This window comes from Pantoea sp. PNA 03-3 (assembly GCF_003201175.1).
Classification (GTDB): Bacteria; Pseudomonadota; Gammaproteobacteria; order Enterobacterales; family Enterobacteriaceae; genus Pantoea; species Pantoea stewartii.
The window spans coordinates 25039-42525 of record NZ_QICO01000012.1; the positions used below are offsets into that span (position 1 = coordinate 25039).

Below are 17487 nucleotides of genomic sequence, written 5' to 3' on the forward strand. Positions count from 1 at the left end.
TGATCGATACAAAAAATGACATAAACCATCACAGCGACACCCATAAAAATTCAAACAAAAAGTAAAAATAAGAAGCAGTAACAACAAACACCGCCAAGGTAAAAATATATACAAAAACATTCAAAATAAATATCACAATAAAATCAAACAGCATAATAAAGTGATAACAAATAACCACTGATTACTGGATCGGGATCATATAAACAAAAACAAACAAGATCTTACGGAAACTTATTATTGAATTTACACTGCATTCTATTTTAAAAATAACGCGCCATTTAAGCGCACCATGCTTTTCAATTGCTCTGGTCGAGATAAAACATAATTAAAAGGATTTCTTTAATGAAACTTAACTTAGTTGCAGTGGCCGTTACCACCTTATTCGCCGCAGGCGTAACAAATGCTGCGGAAGTTTATAACAAAGACGGTAATAAAATTGATCTTTACGGTAAAATGCAGGGGCTGCACTATTTCACCAGTGATAACGACGGACGTGGGGATAACTCCTATGCCCGTCTCGGAGTAAAAGGTGAAACACAGATTACTAACCAACTGACTGGATTTGGTCAGTGGGAATACAATATGCAGGCGAACCGTGATGAAAGGTCTGAAAACCAGTCCTGGACACGTTTAGGCTTCGCCGGTCTCAAATTCGGTGAGTATGGTTCGGTCAACTATGGCCGCAACTACGGCGTCGTTTACGATGTCACCTCCTGGACCGACGTCCTGCCAGAGTTCGGCGGTGACAGCTACGGCTCGGATAACTTTATGCAGCAGCGTGCCAATGGCCTGGCAACCTATCGTAACACCGATTTCTTTGGCCTGGTCTCCGGCCTTAATTTTGCCTTGCAGTACCAGGGCAGAAATGGGGGCTCCAACGCTGAAGGCGGCAGTCTCACCAATAACAACCGAAATGCAGTGAAACAGAATGGCGATGGCTATGGCGCGGCTGTAACGTATGCTCTGCCAGAAGGTGTGAATTTCGGTGTCGCCTATTCGCATTCTAAGCGTACGCTGGACCAGAACGGCCTGGCATTGGGCGAAGGCGATCATGCTGAAACGTATTCAGGCGCCCTGAAATACGATGCCAATGCTATTTACCTGGCAGCACAATATACACAGACATACAATGCTACCCGCATTGGTAATGGTAATCCAGGCTACGCCAATAAAGCCCAGAACGTTGAACTCGTTGCACAATACCAGTTTGACTTCGGTCTGCGCCCCAGCATCGCGTATCTGCAGTCAAAAGGGAAAGATCTTGAAAGCTATGGCGATCGGGATTTAGTGAAATACATCGACGTAGGCGCGGCTTATTACTTCAATAAAAACATGTCAGCCATCATCGATTACAAGATCAACCTGCTTGATGAAACCGACTTTACTCAGGCAGCCGGTATTTCAACAGACAATATCCTGGCCGTGGGTCTGACTTACCAGTTCTGATTCCGGTGTACTTGTATCAAGCCAGCGCTTTCTGCGCTGGCTTTTTTTATGGTGCGGCTTTTATCGCTCTGCGGTTTCACAACTGGCGCTCACGGCACTGACCGGACAGCATCTTTGGTGGGGCGGCCCGTTCACAATCCAGATCCACGAACGAAACAGGCACGTCCGTTATTTACGCTCTGTCCGCCTCACGACGACAATGCAGAAGGCGTTGGTCTTCTCCACTGTGCTTTTCACGCTAAGAGGCGGCCTTTTGCCCACGCGGCCCTGCACACTGTTAAGACCGCTTACGCGTCAGTTTCTCCACGACCTTCATGACCGAGAAATAGAACAGCGGAACAAAGAAGATGGCCAGTAACGTGCCGCTGATCATGCCACCAAACACGCCCGTTCCAATCGCCTTTTGCGTTGTCGCGCTGGCCCCTGTGGCCAGCATCAGCGGTACAACACCCAAGGTAAACGCCAGCGATGTCATCAGAACAGGCCGCAAACGCATACGTGAAGCCGCTAAGGTGGCGTCGATCAGCCCCTTACCACCTTCGTGAATCTGTTTCGCAAACTCGACGATCAAAATGGCATTTTTTGCCGACAGCCCGATGAGAGTGATCATCCCGACTTTAAAAAAGACGTCGTTTTGCATATCCAGCATGCTGACCATCAGTACCGCTCCCAGCAGTCCCAGCGGGACGACCAGCATGACCGATATCGGAACTGACCAGCTTTCATACAGCGCCGCGAGCACCAGAAAGACCACCAGCATCGACAGCACCATGAGCGCGGGCGCTTCTGATGCAGATTGCTGCTCCTGTAACGATCCACCGCTCCACTCAAGGGCAAACCCTTCAGGCAACTGCTTTACCAGACGTTCCATCTCGTTAAGCGCATCGCCACTTGAATAGCCTGGTGCAGGGTTACCGGTGATTTTTATTGACGGGTAGCCCTGATAACGCACCCGTTGCAAGGGGGCAGTTTCCCACTGAGCCTGCACAAACTCAGCGAGCTGCACCATGCCGCCTGTCGCGTTGCGCACATATAACGCCAGGACGTCGTCCGGTTGCATGCGATATCTCGCATCCGCCTGAATGATGACCTGCTGCATACGATCGCGGTTCGGGAAGTCATTGACGTACAGCGAACCGATCGCTCCCGAGAGCGTCTGGCTGATCTCCTCAAAAGAGACGCCCAACGCGAAGGCTTTCTGGCGATCAATATTCAGTCGGATCATCTGTCCGTCAGGCAGGCCATCGACATAAACGTTGCGGACCACCGGGCTTTTTGCCGCCAGCGCGAGCAACTGCGCTTCAGCCTTCTTCAGTTCAGCAAGGCCTTTACCACCGCGATCCTGCAGACGCAGGGTAAAGCCCGAGGAGTTTCCCAGCTCATCAATGGCGGGCGGGATCAAACTGAAGGTTTCCGCTTCAGGATTCATCACCATCTGTTCCTGCGCATGCGCCGCTTCAGAAAAGGCGGTCGCGCCGTTTCGTTCGTCCCAGCCTTTTAAAGTCGTAAACGCCATCGCCGAGTTGGGCCCGGATCCGGCAAAGCTGAAACCGAGAATGGCGATGGTCGATTGCGTCGCGGGGCGTGAAAGCACCGCCTGTTCAAAAGCCTTAACCACGCTTAACGTGCGCGCTGCCGTAGCTTCCGAGGGTAGCTGAATGGACGTCATAAAGTAGCCCTGATCCTCTTCAGGCAAAAAGGACGAAGGCAGGTTTTTCATCGCCAGGAAAAGCAGCAGACACAGCGCCGCGTAAACCCCCAGCGCGCTGCCGACGCGTTTCAGTAAGCGACTGACGCCGCGACCATACAGCGCCGTAATGGCGGCAAACTGGCGGTTAAACCCGCCAAAAAATCCTGTTTTCTGCTGCGCGTGTTGGTTGACAGGCCTGAGCAATGTCGCACAAAGGGCGGGGGTCAGGCTCAGCGCCAGAAATGCCGAGATCAAGACAGAGACAGCCATTGTCAGCGTAAACTGGCGATAAATCGCGCCGACCGACCCGCTTGCCATCGCCATCGGGATAAACACGGCACTCAGCACTAACGTAATGCCGATGACCGCGCCGGTAATCTCTTTCATCGCTTTCCGGGTCGCTTCTTTCGGGCCCAGCCCCTCTTCCGCCATGATACGTTCGACGTTTTCCACCACGACGATGGCATCATCAACAATGATCCCTATGGCCAGTACCATACCGAACATCGTAAGTACGTTGACCGAGAAGCCAGACAGCAGCATAACGGTAAATGTGCCCAGCAGAGCAATCGGAGCCACAATAGCCGGGATAAAGGTATAACGAATGTTTTGCAAAAACAGGTACATGACGAGAAAGACCAGCACCATGGCTTCAATAAAGGTATGAACCACTTTCTCGATGGAGATTTTTACAAACGGCGTGGTATCAAACGGAATGCTGTAGGTCATGCCTTCGGGCATGGCGTTACTCAGTTCATTCAGGCGATGTCTGATCCTGTCTGCGGTTTTAACGGCGTTTGCTCCCGGCGTCAGCTGAATGGCCGCCGCCGTCGACACGTGACCGTTTTCACGCGTAGCAAAACCATAGGATTGGGAACCCAGTTCGACGCGGGCCACATCCGACAGAATGACGCGCGAACCATCGGGATTGGCACGTAAGGTAATATGACCAAACGTCTCAGGTGAGCCGAGCTGCCCGGTGACCAGCAGCGGATAGCTGACCTGCTGACCGGGGATAGCGGGTGAATCACCGGTCCGGCCGGGCGCAATCTGTGCGTTTTCGATGCTGACCGCCCGGTTAATATCGCTGACGGACAGACGATACTGACTCAGCCTGACGGGATCGATCCAAATCCGCATCGCTTTCTCGGCACCAAACAGCTGAACGCGGCCCACGCCTTCCACCCGGCGCAGTTCTTCGGAGAGGTTACGGGAAAAATAATCGCTCAGATCGGCGTCAGTCAGCTTACCGTCTTTCGAAGTCAGCCCGACAATCATCAAAAAATTTGCGCCTGAGGCTTCAACGCTCAGGCCATTCTGTCTCACAACCTGCGGCAGGCGAGGCTCCACCACTTTTATACGGTTTTGCACGTCAACCTGCGCCAGCTCGGGATCGGTTCCCGGCGCGAAGGTCACGGTAATGGAAGCCATGCCGCTGGTATCGCTGGATGATTCGTAATACAGCACGTGCTTCGCCGAAGAAAGCTCACGCTCAATCAGGGCAATTACGCTGTTGTTCATCGTTTCCGGCGTTGAGCCCGGATAAGAGGCATTAATGGTAATGGTAGGCGGCGCGACAGACGGATACAGGGCCACCGGTAATTTTGGAATCGCGAGCAGGCCAGACACGATAATAAAGATGGCAATTACCCAGGCAAAAACGGGGCGGTTAATAAAAAACTGAGGCATGTTCTACCCTGAGAAAATAAGTAAGGTGTGTTCCTGCTGCATTTGATCAGGTGTTATTCAGCGCATGACGCCCTTTTGTGCGCATCTGTGGGATGCATTTCACCCGACGCGCTCCACCGTCAGTTTTCAGTCAGCCGATGGACAACGGACTTATATAACAGCCGGGTAACCCGACCACCGCGCCAGGCTGTGGCGTTTGTCGCGACGGCCTGCCAAAAATGCCGGTTCCACGCGTGAACGGTGAGCGTTTTTTTTGGATAATAAAGCGCAATAACCGTCGGCTTTGCGTGGGGAACACGATAAATTTTTTGAGACAGGCCTGATGCGGGACTTATTCCTGTCGCGAGTAATGACCAAAATAAACAGCAATAACTTAACCTGATTAAAATACCTGGCCTCATCACGAACGGTCTCATAATAATGCGCATAGTTACAGCTTAACGCGCGAACAATGAGCCATGATGTCATTTTTATGGAGGGAATATGGAGAAGAAAATCATTAAATAAAAACGGGGGGAATGGCTTATATACGATGGACAACATCAAACCATCAACAGTAATATAGCGCCAGTTTTCACACAGTGCAGCCTTTTAAAAATGCTTCATCTGTCCTTATTATCGCTTCTATTTCCTCACGTAAAGGTGCGTTATGCAAATAGCAGAATCAGAACGATTAATCCTGCGGCGTTTTATGCCGGACGACGCCGAAGCGCTGTTTGCTTATTTGTCTGATCCCCAGCCCGCATGCTTTTACGATGAAAAACTGGAAGACATGGCCGCCGCCAGAGAGGAAGCCGCAAAAAGGCGCGATGATGACACGCAATATGCCATCTGTTTAAAAGAAACGGGTGCCGTGATCGGCCATCTGTTTGCTTCTGGTGAGGCCGAGCCTGATGACAATACGTTAAGCGTTGGCTGGTATGTCAATCCACACTATCAGGGACAGGGTTTTGCACTGGAAGCCACGACCTGTCTGTTTACTTATCTCTTTAACGTCAGGGACGTCCGCCGCCTCTATGCGTATGTTGCAAGCGATAATGCAGGCTCACAAGCGCTATGCCGCCGTCTGGGGATGCGCCTGGAAGGCTGCTTCAAAGAGTACGTCTGTTTTACGCAGGAAGACGGTGCGCCTGTGTATGAGGACACATTGGTTTTTGCCCTGCTGCAAAAAGAGTGGTGAGTGAACTGTTGCGAGCCTCCTGCGGTCTCATCATGCTGTATGCGTTCAGGGCCTGATGACTGTTATGTCGCACTGTGCTTTGCTGGTCTGCCGCGACTGACATACTGTGCCGATTGCGAGGCGACGCATTCTGGTGTGGATGTAACATTGACCGACAACCGTTTCTGACTTTGATGTTGAGGGCGTCATGAATAACGACAAATTAATCCTGGTGGCGGAGGATGATGTTGAAATCTCCGATATCCTGATGAGTTATATCAAGCGAGCCGGGATGAGAACCGTCCATGCGGCCGACGGTGAGCAAGCCCTCACATTGATCACCCGCCTGCAGCCTGATTTAGTGCTGCTTGATATCCAGTTGCCCCGCGTTGATGGCTGGAATGTCCTTTCAACATTGCGTAAAGAGAGCAATACGCCGGTCATCATGGTCACAGCGCTGGATCAGGATATCGATAAACTCATGGGGCTTCGGCTGGGTGCGGACGATTATATCGTTAAACCGTTTAATCCTTCTGAGGTCGTGGCCCGTATCGAGGCGGTGTTGCGCCGCGCCAACCCTCAGGCGGCACCGCATAACCTGATTAAAACCCGTTTCATGACGCTTTATCCCGATGAGTTTTATGTGGAGATCCACAGCAACGGTCAGACACTGACGCCTGTCCTGACCACGACAGAATTTAAACTGCTGACGCACATGGCAAAATACCCACGTAGAGTTTTTAGTCGGGAAGAGTTGCTGAACGCCTGCTTACCTGAAAGCGATACGCTGGACAGAACGGTCGACAGCCACATGAGTAAATTACGCAAAAAATTCGAAAACTGTGGCATATCAGGCGTACCGGAAAGTATTCGCGGCATGGGCTATCGGCTGGGTGAACAGAAGTGAATAAAGACAAAGCGCTCAGTCGGCAAATTCTTTTGTTTATGCTGACTCTGGCCTTAGCCATTATTTTTGTTGCGGTGGTGGGCTCTTATCTGTTCTACAGCTTTGTCATTGATCATATCCCTGGTGGCTTATCCGCCAGCAACAGCGAAAATATGACGGTCTTCGACTGGGTCTGGATCGCCATCAGTTCCTCTCTCTGCATCCTGATTGCCTTGCTGTTTGCGTTTAAACTCACCGCGAAAATCCTTCACCCTTTAAGTTCCGTCGCCGCCAGCCTGCGACGTATTTCTCAGGGTGATTTAAGCGCGCGCGCCGCCAGCAGCCAGAGCCGCCTGGGCGAGGTCAATCTGTTAGTCCGGGACTTTAACGACATGGCGGAAAAACTGCAGACCCTGGACAACGAAAGGAAGTCCTGGAACGCGGCCATTGCCCACGAACTTCGCACACCGGTGACTATTCTGCGCGGCAGGTTGCAGGGGCTGGTCGACGGCGTTTTTGAGCCTGACCCCCCCTTATTTATCAGCCTCTTGCGGCAGACTGAGGGATTATCTCGTCTGATCGACGACCTTCGCGTTGTCGGCGCGGCGGAAGGGGGTTCGTTTACGCTGGATATCCAGTCTGTCCCGTTTAGCGATATCCTGGAGAACGTCAGTACTGCGTTTTGCCATCCGTTCCGTGAACGTGGATTCACTCTGGTCATGGAGAAAACGCAGGCGATAACGCAATGTGATCCCCTCAGAATTATTCAATGCCTGACGATTTTATTTGATAATGCACGCAATTACGCCACGCCAGGCCCGATCGCTGTGCGAAGCGGTGTCCGGGACAGCGCCTACTTTATTGAGGTGGAAGATGCGGGGCCGGGCGTAGCCGAAGAGTTCCAGCGTCATATGTTCGAGCCGTTTCAACGTGGTATCGCAGGCCGTACGGCCAATCCGACAGGCTGCGGGCTGGGCCTGTCGGTCGCCAAAGCAATTATGCAGGCTCACGGTGGCGATATCGGCTATAAAACGTCTTCTCAGGGCGGTTCGCTGTTTTTATTGCGCTGGCCCGTTGCGCGCCAGGGCAGATCGGCAGGATAAGGTGGGTTGATACGGCTTCTGTTGCCACATCGCGCCGAGTTTAGCGTCCCATTCCAGAGGCATTATTTTGAGCTTGCCGCGCTGAGGCGTTAAGGTGATTTCACTAAAATACAGGCTGTCATCCTTCAGCATTAAATCGACCCGACAGTAGTCGATATCTTTTGCCAGCGCCTGCGCCGCACAGAGTGCGCGATAAAACAACGCGGGCTCGGCTATCGGCGCGGGATGATGAGGATAGGCAATCTGGAAAGGCTGCAGTTCCCACTTTCTGTTGTAGACATTGACATATTCCCTGCCCTGCTCATCCGTAAAATCCGCTTCAATAATGCTGGCATTACCGTTGAAACAATGGATACGCAACATCTCAGGCGTTGTACTTCTTTCACGGCCTGCAAACAATTCAATATATTCTTCACAGAGAATCATCGGCGAGATGTTTTTATATTGCCATTCCCGAGTGGTGTAATACATATTCTTTTTCATCGCTAAATCCAGCTTCAGTAAAGCGGCTTTGATATTGAACGTCGTTTTGTCTTTACAGATTATCGTGCTGCCGCTGTCGTGATTGCATTTCAAAACGAAAGTCGCGGGTAAACGTTTTAACGTAATCTCTTTGGTGCTTTTATACGTGTTAATGAGTGGCACAATCATCACATCATCGGTCCGGCTGGCCACGTAATCGCGCACCGCTAATTTATCCACCAACTGCGTATAATGCGGATTCCTGTCATATATCAACCGATGACACATTTTTTCATTCAGGGTGACCGGATGAATCAGGTCAGGCTCTCTGCCCAGTAAAATACGCAATCGCTGCGTATGAAAACGTGCATCATTAATAATAAAACACCTTGCAACCTTGAGGCCGTATTCACAGTATTTAGCAATAAACGTAAGGGTATTCATGACATCCTCCACAATGGTGGCAGGATGATAAGCACCCCAGGTTGCCTGAGTTTGTCTGAACTGTGGAGCGCAAATGGAGGCTATCTGTTTCACTCTGCTGTCTCACCCAGGCCCGTTTTAATCGTGCGTTCGGTCAAAGTGCAAAGCGGTTTTTGGGTTTATTCTCTGATATCGATGCCGCTCAATGGTTCGTGATCTTTTTATCACGTGGAAAACGATTAACCCGTTCTTATGCAAGAGCGGCGTCAGTGCCGCCTCAGCAAGGGCTTATCACGCTGTTTTGACTCGGCGTGATTTATCTTTATTGCTGCGCTGATATTTCTTTCCCGGCTAATAACTGAAGTAAATTTTATGCGTTTTTGTTAAATATCAACTCATATAATAATGATTTCTATTTACATTTTTTGTCTGATAAAATTCGCCGCGCCAGAATCGTTACGGCATGCCGTCTCATTTAATGATGGAAAACACCAATGAAAAAAATGCTTAGCCTGTTAAGTTTTATTTTCCTCACGACGAGTTCCGCCTGGGCCACCACCTATCCGCTGACCATCGAAAACTGTGGTCAGAAGGAAACCTTTACCAAAGCGCCAGCGCGCGTCGTAGCGCTTGGGCAAAATACGGCGGAAATCATGCTGCTGCTGGGGCTGCAGGATAAAATGGTGGCGAGCGCATTCTGGCCGACCAAAGTGTTACCTGAGCTTGCTGAAAAGAATGCGAAAGTGCCGGTACTGACGGTGGAAATCCCTACGCTGGAATCCATCCTGGCGAAAAACCCCGATTTTGTGGCTGCCCAGATTCAGCTACTGATGGGGCCGAGCAGTAAAGTTGCCAAACGCGAAGACTTTGAGTCCGTTGGCATAAACACCTACCTGTCACCAGGCATGTGTGCCACGAAGCAGAATACCGGCGATATTTATGGCAGCCGTTCGACGCTGTGGAATATGGCCTATGTTTACGAAGAAATCGCCGATTTTGCCAAAATCTTTAACGTTGAAGATCGCGGACAGCAGGTGATCAACGACTTTAAAAAGCGTGAAAGCGCCCTGAGAAAAGCCTTTCCTAAAGGCAAGAAAGACCTGTCTTTCGTGTTTTGGTTCTCCAGCTCCTCCCCCACCGCGGATGCCTACGTGGGCGGTAAAAATGGTGCCTCCGGCTTTATCGCCGATCTGCTGGGCGGCCATAATGCCATTACCACCGAAACCGAGTGGCCCACTGTCAGTTGGGAAAGTATCATTGCCGCCAATCCGGATGTCATCGTGGTCACCAGCCTTGATCGTAATCGCTGGAAGCTGGATAGCGCCGAAGAAAAGATTAAGTTCCTGAAAAGCGATCCGGCCGTGAGCCAGCTCGATGCCGTGAAAAAAGGCCATATTGTCGTGATGGACGGTCAGGCGATGAACCCGACGATTCGTACGATTTATGGTGCAGAACAGGTTGCAGAGCAGTTACGTAAGATGGGCCTGAATTAATGAGTGAAGGGGTTGTTCAGGCACGACGAGTGGGGTTTATCGCCATTGCGATCCTCGCCCTCGTCGTGCTGGTTGTGGTGATTGCACTGGGCGTCAGCGTAGGCGAGTTATCAATACCGCTAAAATCCGTCTTTTATACCGTCACCAATAAACTGGGAATGACGGCGGTGCCCGTTAACCGTATCCATGAAAGCGTGATCTGGGATTTCCGTTTAAGCCGGGCGCTGGTTGCCGCATTCAGTGGGGCAGGTCTGGCGATTTGCGGGGCGGTGTTACAGAGCCTGCTGAAGAATGCCCTGGCCGAACCCTACGTGTTAGGGGTTTCGGCTGGCGCATCAACCGGGGCGGTGTTAATTGTGGTCTCGGGCGTCGGCGCGGGTGCTATCTCCCTTTCGCTGGGTGCCTTTACCGGTGCCTTTGCGGCCTTTGCGTTTGTTGCCCTGCTGACCAATGGCGCACGTGGCGGGACGGAGCGCACGATTCTGGCGGGCGTTGCGGCATCGCAACTCTTTAATGCGATAACCGCTTACACCATCAGTACCTCGGCGAATGCGCAGCAGGCACGCGACGTCATGTTCTGGCTGCTGGGCAGCTTTAGCGGCGTACGCTGGCCGGAGTTTCAGTTAGTGGTCGTGGTCGTGCTGGTCGGTTTAGCGGTCTGTCTCTATTATGCGCGCGCGCTGGATGCCTTCACCTTTGGCGACGATGCCGCGGCTTCGTTAGGTATTCCGGTTGGCGTGGTTCGTCTGGTGCTGTTCACGGCAACCGCCCTGATGACCGCCACGATTGTCAGCATGGCCGGCTCTATTGGCTTTGTCGGGCTGGTGGTGCCGCATGTGATGCGCTTCTTTTTCGGTCCTCTGCACAGCCGCCTGCTGGTGGCCTGTGCTATCGCGGGTGCGATTTTGATGGTGCTGGCGGACATTGCCTCTCGCATGCTGATTGCCCCCCAAAGCCTGCCGGTGGGCGTGGTTACCGCGCTGGTGGGTGTGCCATTCTTTGCCGTTATTATTTATCGCTCCAGGAATCAATAATGAGCATTAGCGCCGAACACCTTACCTGGCAGGTGGGGAAAAAAATCATCGTTAATGACGTTTCCCTGGCGGTATCGCCGGGCGAAACGGTGGGATTACTGGGGCCAAATGGCTCAGGCAAATCCTCCCTGCTTCGTCTTCTGGCTGGCCTGCGTAAGCAACAAAAGGGCAAAGTGCTGCTGGATGGCAAGGACCTGTCGTCCATTGCCCGCAAACAGCTTGCCCGTCGTGTCGCCTTCGTTGAACAACATGCGTTAACCAGTGCCAATATGCGCGTGCGCGATATCGTCAAACTGGGACGCATTCCGCATCACTCGCCGTTTTCCAGCTGGACCCATCAGGACGACGACATCGTCGATGCCGCACTGAAACGTGTGGATATGGCCTCACGTTGCGATCAGGGCTGGCAGAGCCTGTCTGGCGGAGAACGGCAACGTGTGCATATCGCCCGGGCCCTTGCCCAGTCACCGAATGAAATACTGCTTGATGAGCCCACCAACCATCTGGATATTCACCACCAGATTCAGCTGATGAAGCTGATCAGCGAGCTACCGGTCACCAGCATTGTGGCAATTCACGATCTGAACCATGCCGCGCTGTTTTGCGATCGTCTTATCATTATGCTGCACGGGGGCGTGGTGGCGCAGGGCACGCCGGATGAGATTCTCACGGAGTCACTGCTGTGGGACGTGTTCAGGGTCAAAACACAGATCGAGACGTCCCCGGTACATGGTAAAAAACATATTCATTTCTATGTGTGAATCCCCGCGGCGCGCCGTCAGGACGGCCGGTTACCGGCCATCAGTCTGACGCGCGCGCGGGCGCGTCCGTTGCCGCGTTATGACGGGCTTCTTTCCCTGCGGCACATCCCGCCTGTGCAGTCACGCACGGTTGCCGGTGAGCGTCAGGTCATCGGGAGCACGCACGGGAAACACTAAAGAATAAACCATTTACAGGATTTGGTTCCGGCCTCTCTTTTTAGCAGTCCACTGTTTTCCAGTTTTAACAGCCAGTTTCTTGCAGCGTAAATAGACATATCGCACTCATCGGCGACGTCCCGGGTTAATATGCCTTCCGACTGTTTTTTAATAAGACACATAATGACGTCTTTCATCTGTGGTTTTTTCTCAGTGTCCTGAAGCTGATTCCATTTCGCGTCACATTGAATTTTATAAGCAAGCTCTTTCATGGCCGTTTCCCCGTAAAGTGTTAACACCTCAAAAATTAAATTTTCCGGCTATGTCTGTTATTTCGTTACAGCGCCAGGCTGTAACGAACCCGGGCATGCTGCCGATATGAGGATTTAACAATTACGGGGCTAAAATAGCTACAAACACCTTAGAATGGTTAATTTTAGAAAGGAAAAACTTTTTTTATAAATTTATATAAAATTAAATTCCACGCAAGAGACGCTCGCTGTGCAGGGTAGCCACCAGAAGGAGGCGTAAACCCGCACACATTCCGCAGGGCAAGGACGTGCGAAACGGCGCTACCCGCGTCTGCGGACAACGCCATTAGCGGGTATGACAAACGATAAGAGGTAATACCCGACTGCCTACCAATATCGCATCGTCCATTCCTTTAATTTTCGAAATATAGAGATAGGCAAAGTGGCTGTTTAATATATTTTCCGGTACGTTGTCGCGCAGACCGCGACTCACACTATAGTGGTCGAGCTTATAAAGTGACTGAATATAGGGTGAATACTGAAATTCGACATTACGTCTTAAGATATACGTATTTCCCGCTTGATAGACCGTTCCATCAACGGACACCATGCCTTCTCCGGAATGACGCAGCGTCAGCACAAAGCTGGCATCCAGATGATAATTCCGGGTGAGATCGCGCTGTTGAAAATTCGCTGCGCAGGTAAATTCGAACATGGCGCGTTGCGATTTTACAGAGTACAGGCCTCCCGCAATAACCAGGATGGCACAGAGCAAAACCAGACTGAGCGACACGACGTTCTTCTTATTCATTCTCTGCCCGCCATCCGAGTTCAGAATAGTTTGAGCAGTAGGCCTGGCCGCCCGTTACGTGGCGGCAGTAAGCGACGTAGACATTGCCCCAGTGGCCGGCCGTCACGTTTCTGTCCGCGTAAAACAGATATTTGCCGCCCTTCTGACAGGGCATGCCGCTGCTGGCGATGATTTTGCGCCACACGGGTTCCGGCGGGAAAGCCGATTCCCCCGGATGCACCGGCAGATAGAGTACCTCGCAGCCGTTGACGTCTGCCACGCTGACAGGCGCGATCGATTTTTCAGGCCGGAGGGAAGACAGCACCAGCACAGTCATGCCTGCCAGCAGGAGCACCGCAATACCTGCAGCGTAATAACGACGGTCGCGTCGCGGCAGAGCCGCCGTCGGAGAGACGGGCTCCGCAGTGGGAGCCGCCAGTTCCGGCTCAAGGTGCGTCGTTTGAATCGCCAGCGTGGGATTGAAAACAAAGCCCACTTTATAAACGGTGGTGATAACGTCCTGGCTGATGCCCAGCAAGGCAAAACCGCGTCGAATAGACGATACATAGGCATTCAGGCTGTTGAACGAAGGCGTTGCGCCCGTTTCCTGCCAGAAATTATCAAGAATATGTTCCCGGGCCAGCACCACGCCGGGGCTTTTCAGAAACATTTCCAGTAAATGATTGCAGGCAGGCGATAAGGGCACGCTGGTTTCACTGGACTCGACCAGGCACAGTCGTCCCTGAGCGGGTGAAAACCGAACCAGACCTTCAATTACATATTCTGTCTGCTGCATTTCAGGCTCCGGCAACACACAGGCAAGGCAGTAAACAACAACGCATGCGGGATAACGATCCTCAATCATCGGGCAAAAAAGTCCGCGCATCATCAGCGCCGGTCGGGTGTGGTATGCATGGCCACTGAGCAAAATCTTCTGACGTGGCGGGCAGTGTGCATTACCGGCCGGGGAAACGGGCGGCGTTCAGATACGTGTCCGTTCGCTGAGCTAACACGCATGATGACGGCAGATCCCTCCAACCCGGAATATTGTCAGGTCAGGTTAAATAATTTCGCTGTAATTGTATCAGAGAACGCCACGGCGGTAGCGGGAATGGCAGAAAGGTTCGTCTACGTTATCGACATCACGTTTTTTGCAATGATATAGCACAAGTTCACGAAGACGGGCCGTGCAGATGCGCACAGAGGGAAAACCGGTCAATGCCACCCTCACCTTGTGGCATTGACCGGCGATGTTTTTACGGCTGAAGCATTTAATACCAGCGGCCAAAGCGTTTGATGTACGCCATCTTCATTCCCTGCGCCACCAGACAGTAGCTAAACAGGGTGAGCACCAGCCAGGGGAAATAGTGCCAGGGCAGCGGAACTAATCCCACCAGCGTACCCAGCGAAGAGAACGGCAGCAGGATACCCGCCGCACAGATACCCATCGTGGTCAGCAGCACCGGCAGCCGGGCGCAGCTTTGAATAAAGGGAATTTTCTGCGTCCGCAACATATGCACCACCAGCGTTTGAGACAATAACCCTTCCACAAACCAGCCAGACTGGAAAAGCGACTGGGCGCTTTCATGATTTGCCCCGAAGACGTACCACATCAGCGCAAAGGTCGTGACATCGAAAATAGACGATGTTGGCCCCATCCACAGCATAAAGCGCTTGATGTTACCAGCATCCCACTTACGCGGTTTACGTAAAAACTCGCGATCCATCTTGTCCCAGGGCAGAGCCAGTTGAGAGATGTCATACATCAGGTTCTGAATCAGCAACTGGATAGACAGCATGGGCAGAAAAGGAATAAATGCGCTGGCAATCAGTACGGAGAACACGTTGCCGAAATTCGAGCTGGCCGTCATGTTCAGATACTTGATGATATTGCCGAAGGTTTCGCGCCCTTTGAGGACACCTTCGCCCAGCACAGCCAAATCTTTTTCCAGCAAGATAATGTCCGATGACTCTTTGGCAATGTCCGTCGCCGTATCGACAGAGATCCCCACATCAGCCTCGCGCAGCGCAGGCGCATCGTTGATGCCATCGCCGAGGAAACCGACGGTATGGCCATTCTGCTGCAGCAGTTTAAGCACGCGTGACTTTTGCTGCGGCGTCAGCCGGGTGAAAATCATGCAGCGCTCCACTTCAGTGCGCAGCACCGCGTCGCTCATGTCATCAATCTCATTGCCGGTCAGCATGGCTTCAGAAGCCAGCCCCACTTCCTGACAGACGCGCAACGTCACCAGCGGATTGTCGCCTGTCAGCACTTTGACCTTCACGCCACTGTCTTTCAGCGCCTGAATCGCTTTGCCCGCGCTCTCCTTAGGCGGATCCAGAAAGGTCAGCATCCCTTCAATGGTCAGCTCGCACTCATCATTGCTGCTGAGTGGCAGCGCTATGCCGTGCTCACGGGTTGCCACCAGGAGGACGCGAAAGCCTTGCTGATTATAATGCTGCGTCAGGTTCAACAGTTCGACGCGTTTCTGTTCGCACAGCGGAATGACCGACTCGCCCTGACGTAGTGTGGTCGCAGCAGCCAGCATTTCCTCGACCGCCCCTTTGCAGATTAACAGTGGACGGTGCGTTTGCAGATCTTCCACTACCACAGAGACACGACGGCGGACGAAGTCAAAAGGCAGCTCATCCACCTTCTGAAACTGGCTGCACTGGGCCGCAGACAGGGTTTGCTCTCCAAATTTCAGTACCGCGCGGTCCATCAAATTTTTTGCCCCGCTCTGGCTGCTGCTGTTGAGCCAGGCCAGCAGCAATACGCGCGCATCCTCTACGCCTTCCCCGTTCAGGTGTGCCGACAAAAAAATGTTGTCCTGCGTCAGCGTGCCGGTTTTATCGGTACACAGCACATCCATTGCACCGAGGTTTTGAATCGCGTTCAGCCGTTTAACGATGACTTTGCGCCGTGACATCGCAATCGCGCCTTTGGCCAGATTGGCACTGACGATCATCGGCAGCATTTCGGGGGTCAGACCGACGGCAACCGCCAACGCGAACAAGGTGGCGTCCATCCAGTCGCCTTTAGTAAAGCCGTTGATCAGTAAGACAACCGGCACCATCACCAGCATGAAGCGGATCAGCAGTCTGGACACGCTGTTTACGCCACGGTCAAACGCGGTCTGCGGACGACGACCTGAGAGCGAGGCCGCCAGCGAACCAAACCAGGTTTCACTGCCGGTGGCGACGACCAGTGCGCGAGCCGTGCCGCTGGCGACATTGGTCCCCATCAGACAGCTGTTTCTGAGCTCCAGTACGCTGCGACCGGGCTGCTCTGCGATCTCTTCACCTGCGCTGAGATCGTTTTTCTCAACGGGCAGCGATTCACCGGTCAGGATCGCCTGGCTGATAAACAGATCGCGCGAGGCCAGCAAGCGCACGTCGGCCGGCACCAGATCGCCCGCACTCAATAAAATCACATCGCCGGGCACCAGTTCACGCATATCGATATCGTGACGGCGGCCAGTCGTGCTGCCTTCTTCACGACGCAGTACGGTAACCTGCGTGCGAACCAGCGACTTTAAAGCCTGCGCGGCGCGGTTGGTACGGAACTCCTGCCAGAAACGCAGCAGTCCACTGAGCGTTACCATGGTAAGTATGATGATCACGCCAGACAGATCGGTGTCCTGACCGGCCCGCAGCGGTAGCCAGTAATCGGTTACCCAGCTGACCAGTGCCAGCACCATCAGCACATAGATGAACGGATTGTTAAAGGCCAGGATCAGCTGGACAAACGCGGAAGGCGCTTTTTCATGCACCACCTCATTGCGACCATAATCACCTAATCGCGCCCGGGCTTCCGTGTGCGTCAGGCCCTCATAGCTGCTGTGGAGGTTGCTCAGCGTGACATCGGTGCGATTGCGTGCTTCGCGTTCAATGGCAAAGGGCGTTTTGGTTTTTTTAAGTGCACGCTGGCGGTTGTGAATCATCGCGGCGTGTTCGAGTTTCATGTCGCTCATGTCGACATCTCCCTGATTTAAAGCAACAGATATCCTGCATGCGAAATAAAGCATGCCTGTATTTCCGGTTATTTCCGGTAAAGAGGTTCAGTCAGTTTTTAATAAATAAGCGCGCACGTCCGCCGCGCAGAAAAATAAAAATACCGCGCAATACCGGACCTGGCGAAATA

13 protein-coding genes are annotated in these 17487 nt (G+C 52.5%); 7 read left to right on the top strand and 6 right to left on the bottom strand.

The features are described 5' to 3' along the window. The first annotated feature begins 342 nt into the window (after positions 1–342). Complete coding sequence (gene ompC / locus C7433_RS21635; RefSeq protein WP_110268880.1) at positions 343–1446, top strand: porin OmpC; 1104 nt, start codon at positions 343–345, stop codon at positions 1444–1446. 277 nt (positions 1447–1723) lie between these two features. Here the strand turns inward: ompC and C7433_RS21640 are convergent, their stop codons facing one another. Beyond that, the gene (locus C7433_RS21640; protein ID WP_110268881.1) at positions 1724–4825 is read right to left on the bottom strand and encodes a multidrug efflux RND transporter permease subunit; all 3102 of its coding nucleotides are present in this window, start codon (positions 4823–4825) and stop codon (positions 1724–1726) included. Positions 4826–5474: 649 nt separating this feature from the next. Here C7433_RS21640 and C7433_RS21645 point away from each other — a divergent pair. The 3 genes from C7433_RS21645 (at position 5475) to C7433_RS21655 (ending at position 7973) form a co-directional block, all read left to right on the top strand. Then, a complete protein-coding gene (locus C7433_RS21645) occupies positions 5475–6005 on the top strand; it encodes a GNAT family N-acetyltransferase (protein ID WP_110268882.1) in 531 nt (176 codons plus the stop codon). A gap of 187 nt (positions 6006–6192) precedes the next feature. Beyond that, positions 6193–6891, top strand: coding sequence for a response regulator (locus C7433_RS21650; RefSeq protein ID WP_033739419.1), 699 nt, complete (start codon positions 6193–6195; stop codon positions 6889–6891). After that, positions 6888–7973 (top strand): ATP-binding protein, encoded by a 1086-nt coding sequence (locus tag C7433_RS21655; RefSeq protein WP_110268883.1) that lies wholly within the window; start codon positions 6888–6890, stop codon positions 7971–7973. Before C7433_RS21650 ends, C7433_RS21655 begins: the two co-directional genes overlap by 4 nt. Here C7433_RS21655 and C7433_RS21660 read toward each other — a convergent pair. Then, positions 7929–8879, bottom strand: coding sequence for an ATP-grasp fold amidoligase family protein (locus tag C7433_RS21660; protein ID WP_110268884.1), 951 nt, complete (start codon positions 8877–8879; stop codon positions 7929–7931). The genes C7433_RS21655 and C7433_RS21660 overlap by 45 nt on opposite strands. Positions 8880–9352: 473 nt before the next feature. On the opposite strand from C7433_RS21660, the gene C7433_RS21665 reads away from it, so the two are divergent. Genes C7433_RS21665 through C7433_RS21675 form a run of 3 tightly spaced genes read left to right on the top strand, consistent with a single transcriptional unit; the run spans position 9353 to position 12146 of the window. Then, entirely contained in the window at positions 9353–10351 is a 999-nt protein-coding gene (locus tag C7433_RS21665) for an ABC transporter substrate-binding protein (protein WP_006120487.1), read from the top strand. Then, positions 10351–11385 carry an iron ABC transporter permease gene (locus C7433_RS21670; RefSeq protein ID WP_033739425.1) on the top strand — a complete coding sequence of 345 codons (1035 nt, stop codon included), beginning with the start codon at positions 10351–10353 and terminating at the stop codon, positions 11383–11385. The genes C7433_RS21665 and C7433_RS21670 overlap by 1 nt, the downstream gene beginning before the upstream one ends. After that, the gene (locus tag C7433_RS21675; protein WP_006120484.1) at positions 11385–12146 is read left to right on the top strand and encodes an ABC transporter ATP-binding protein; all 762 of its coding nucleotides are present in this window, start codon (positions 11385–11387) and stop codon (positions 12144–12146) included. The genes C7433_RS21670 and C7433_RS21675 overlap by 1 nt, the downstream gene beginning before the upstream one ends. Positions 12147–12319: 173 nt before the next feature. Here C7433_RS21675 and C7433_RS21680 read toward each other — a convergent pair whose 3' ends face one another. From C7433_RS21680 to mgtA, 4 genes are all read right to left on the bottom strand, one after another. Further along, complete coding sequence (locus C7433_RS21680; RefSeq protein ID WP_006120482.1) at positions 12320–12574, bottom strand: FaeA/PapI family transcriptional regulator; 255 nt, start codon at positions 12572–12574, stop codon at positions 12320–12322. A 325-nt stretch (positions 12575–12899) separates the two neighbouring features. Beyond that, positions 12900–13364, bottom strand: a complete 465-nt coding sequence (locus tag C7433_RS21685) for a hypothetical protein (RefSeq protein ID WP_039340100.1) — start codon at positions 13362–13364, stop codon at positions 12900–12902. After that, the gene (locus C7433_RS21690) at positions 13357–14139 is read right to left on the bottom strand and encodes a winged helix-turn-helix domain-containing protein (RefSeq protein WP_110268885.1); all 783 of its coding nucleotides are present in this window, start codon (positions 14137–14139) and stop codon (positions 13357–13359) included. Before C7433_RS21690 ends, C7433_RS21685 begins: the two co-directional genes overlap by 8 nt. Before the next feature lie 475 nt (positions 14140–14614). Further along, positions 14615–17317 (bottom strand): magnesium-translocating P-type ATPase, encoded by a 2703-nt coding sequence (mgtA, locus tag C7433_RS21695; RefSeq protein WP_058702300.1) that lies wholly within the window; start codon positions 17315–17317, stop codon positions 14615–14617. Positions 17318–17487 lie beyond the last annotated feature (170 nt).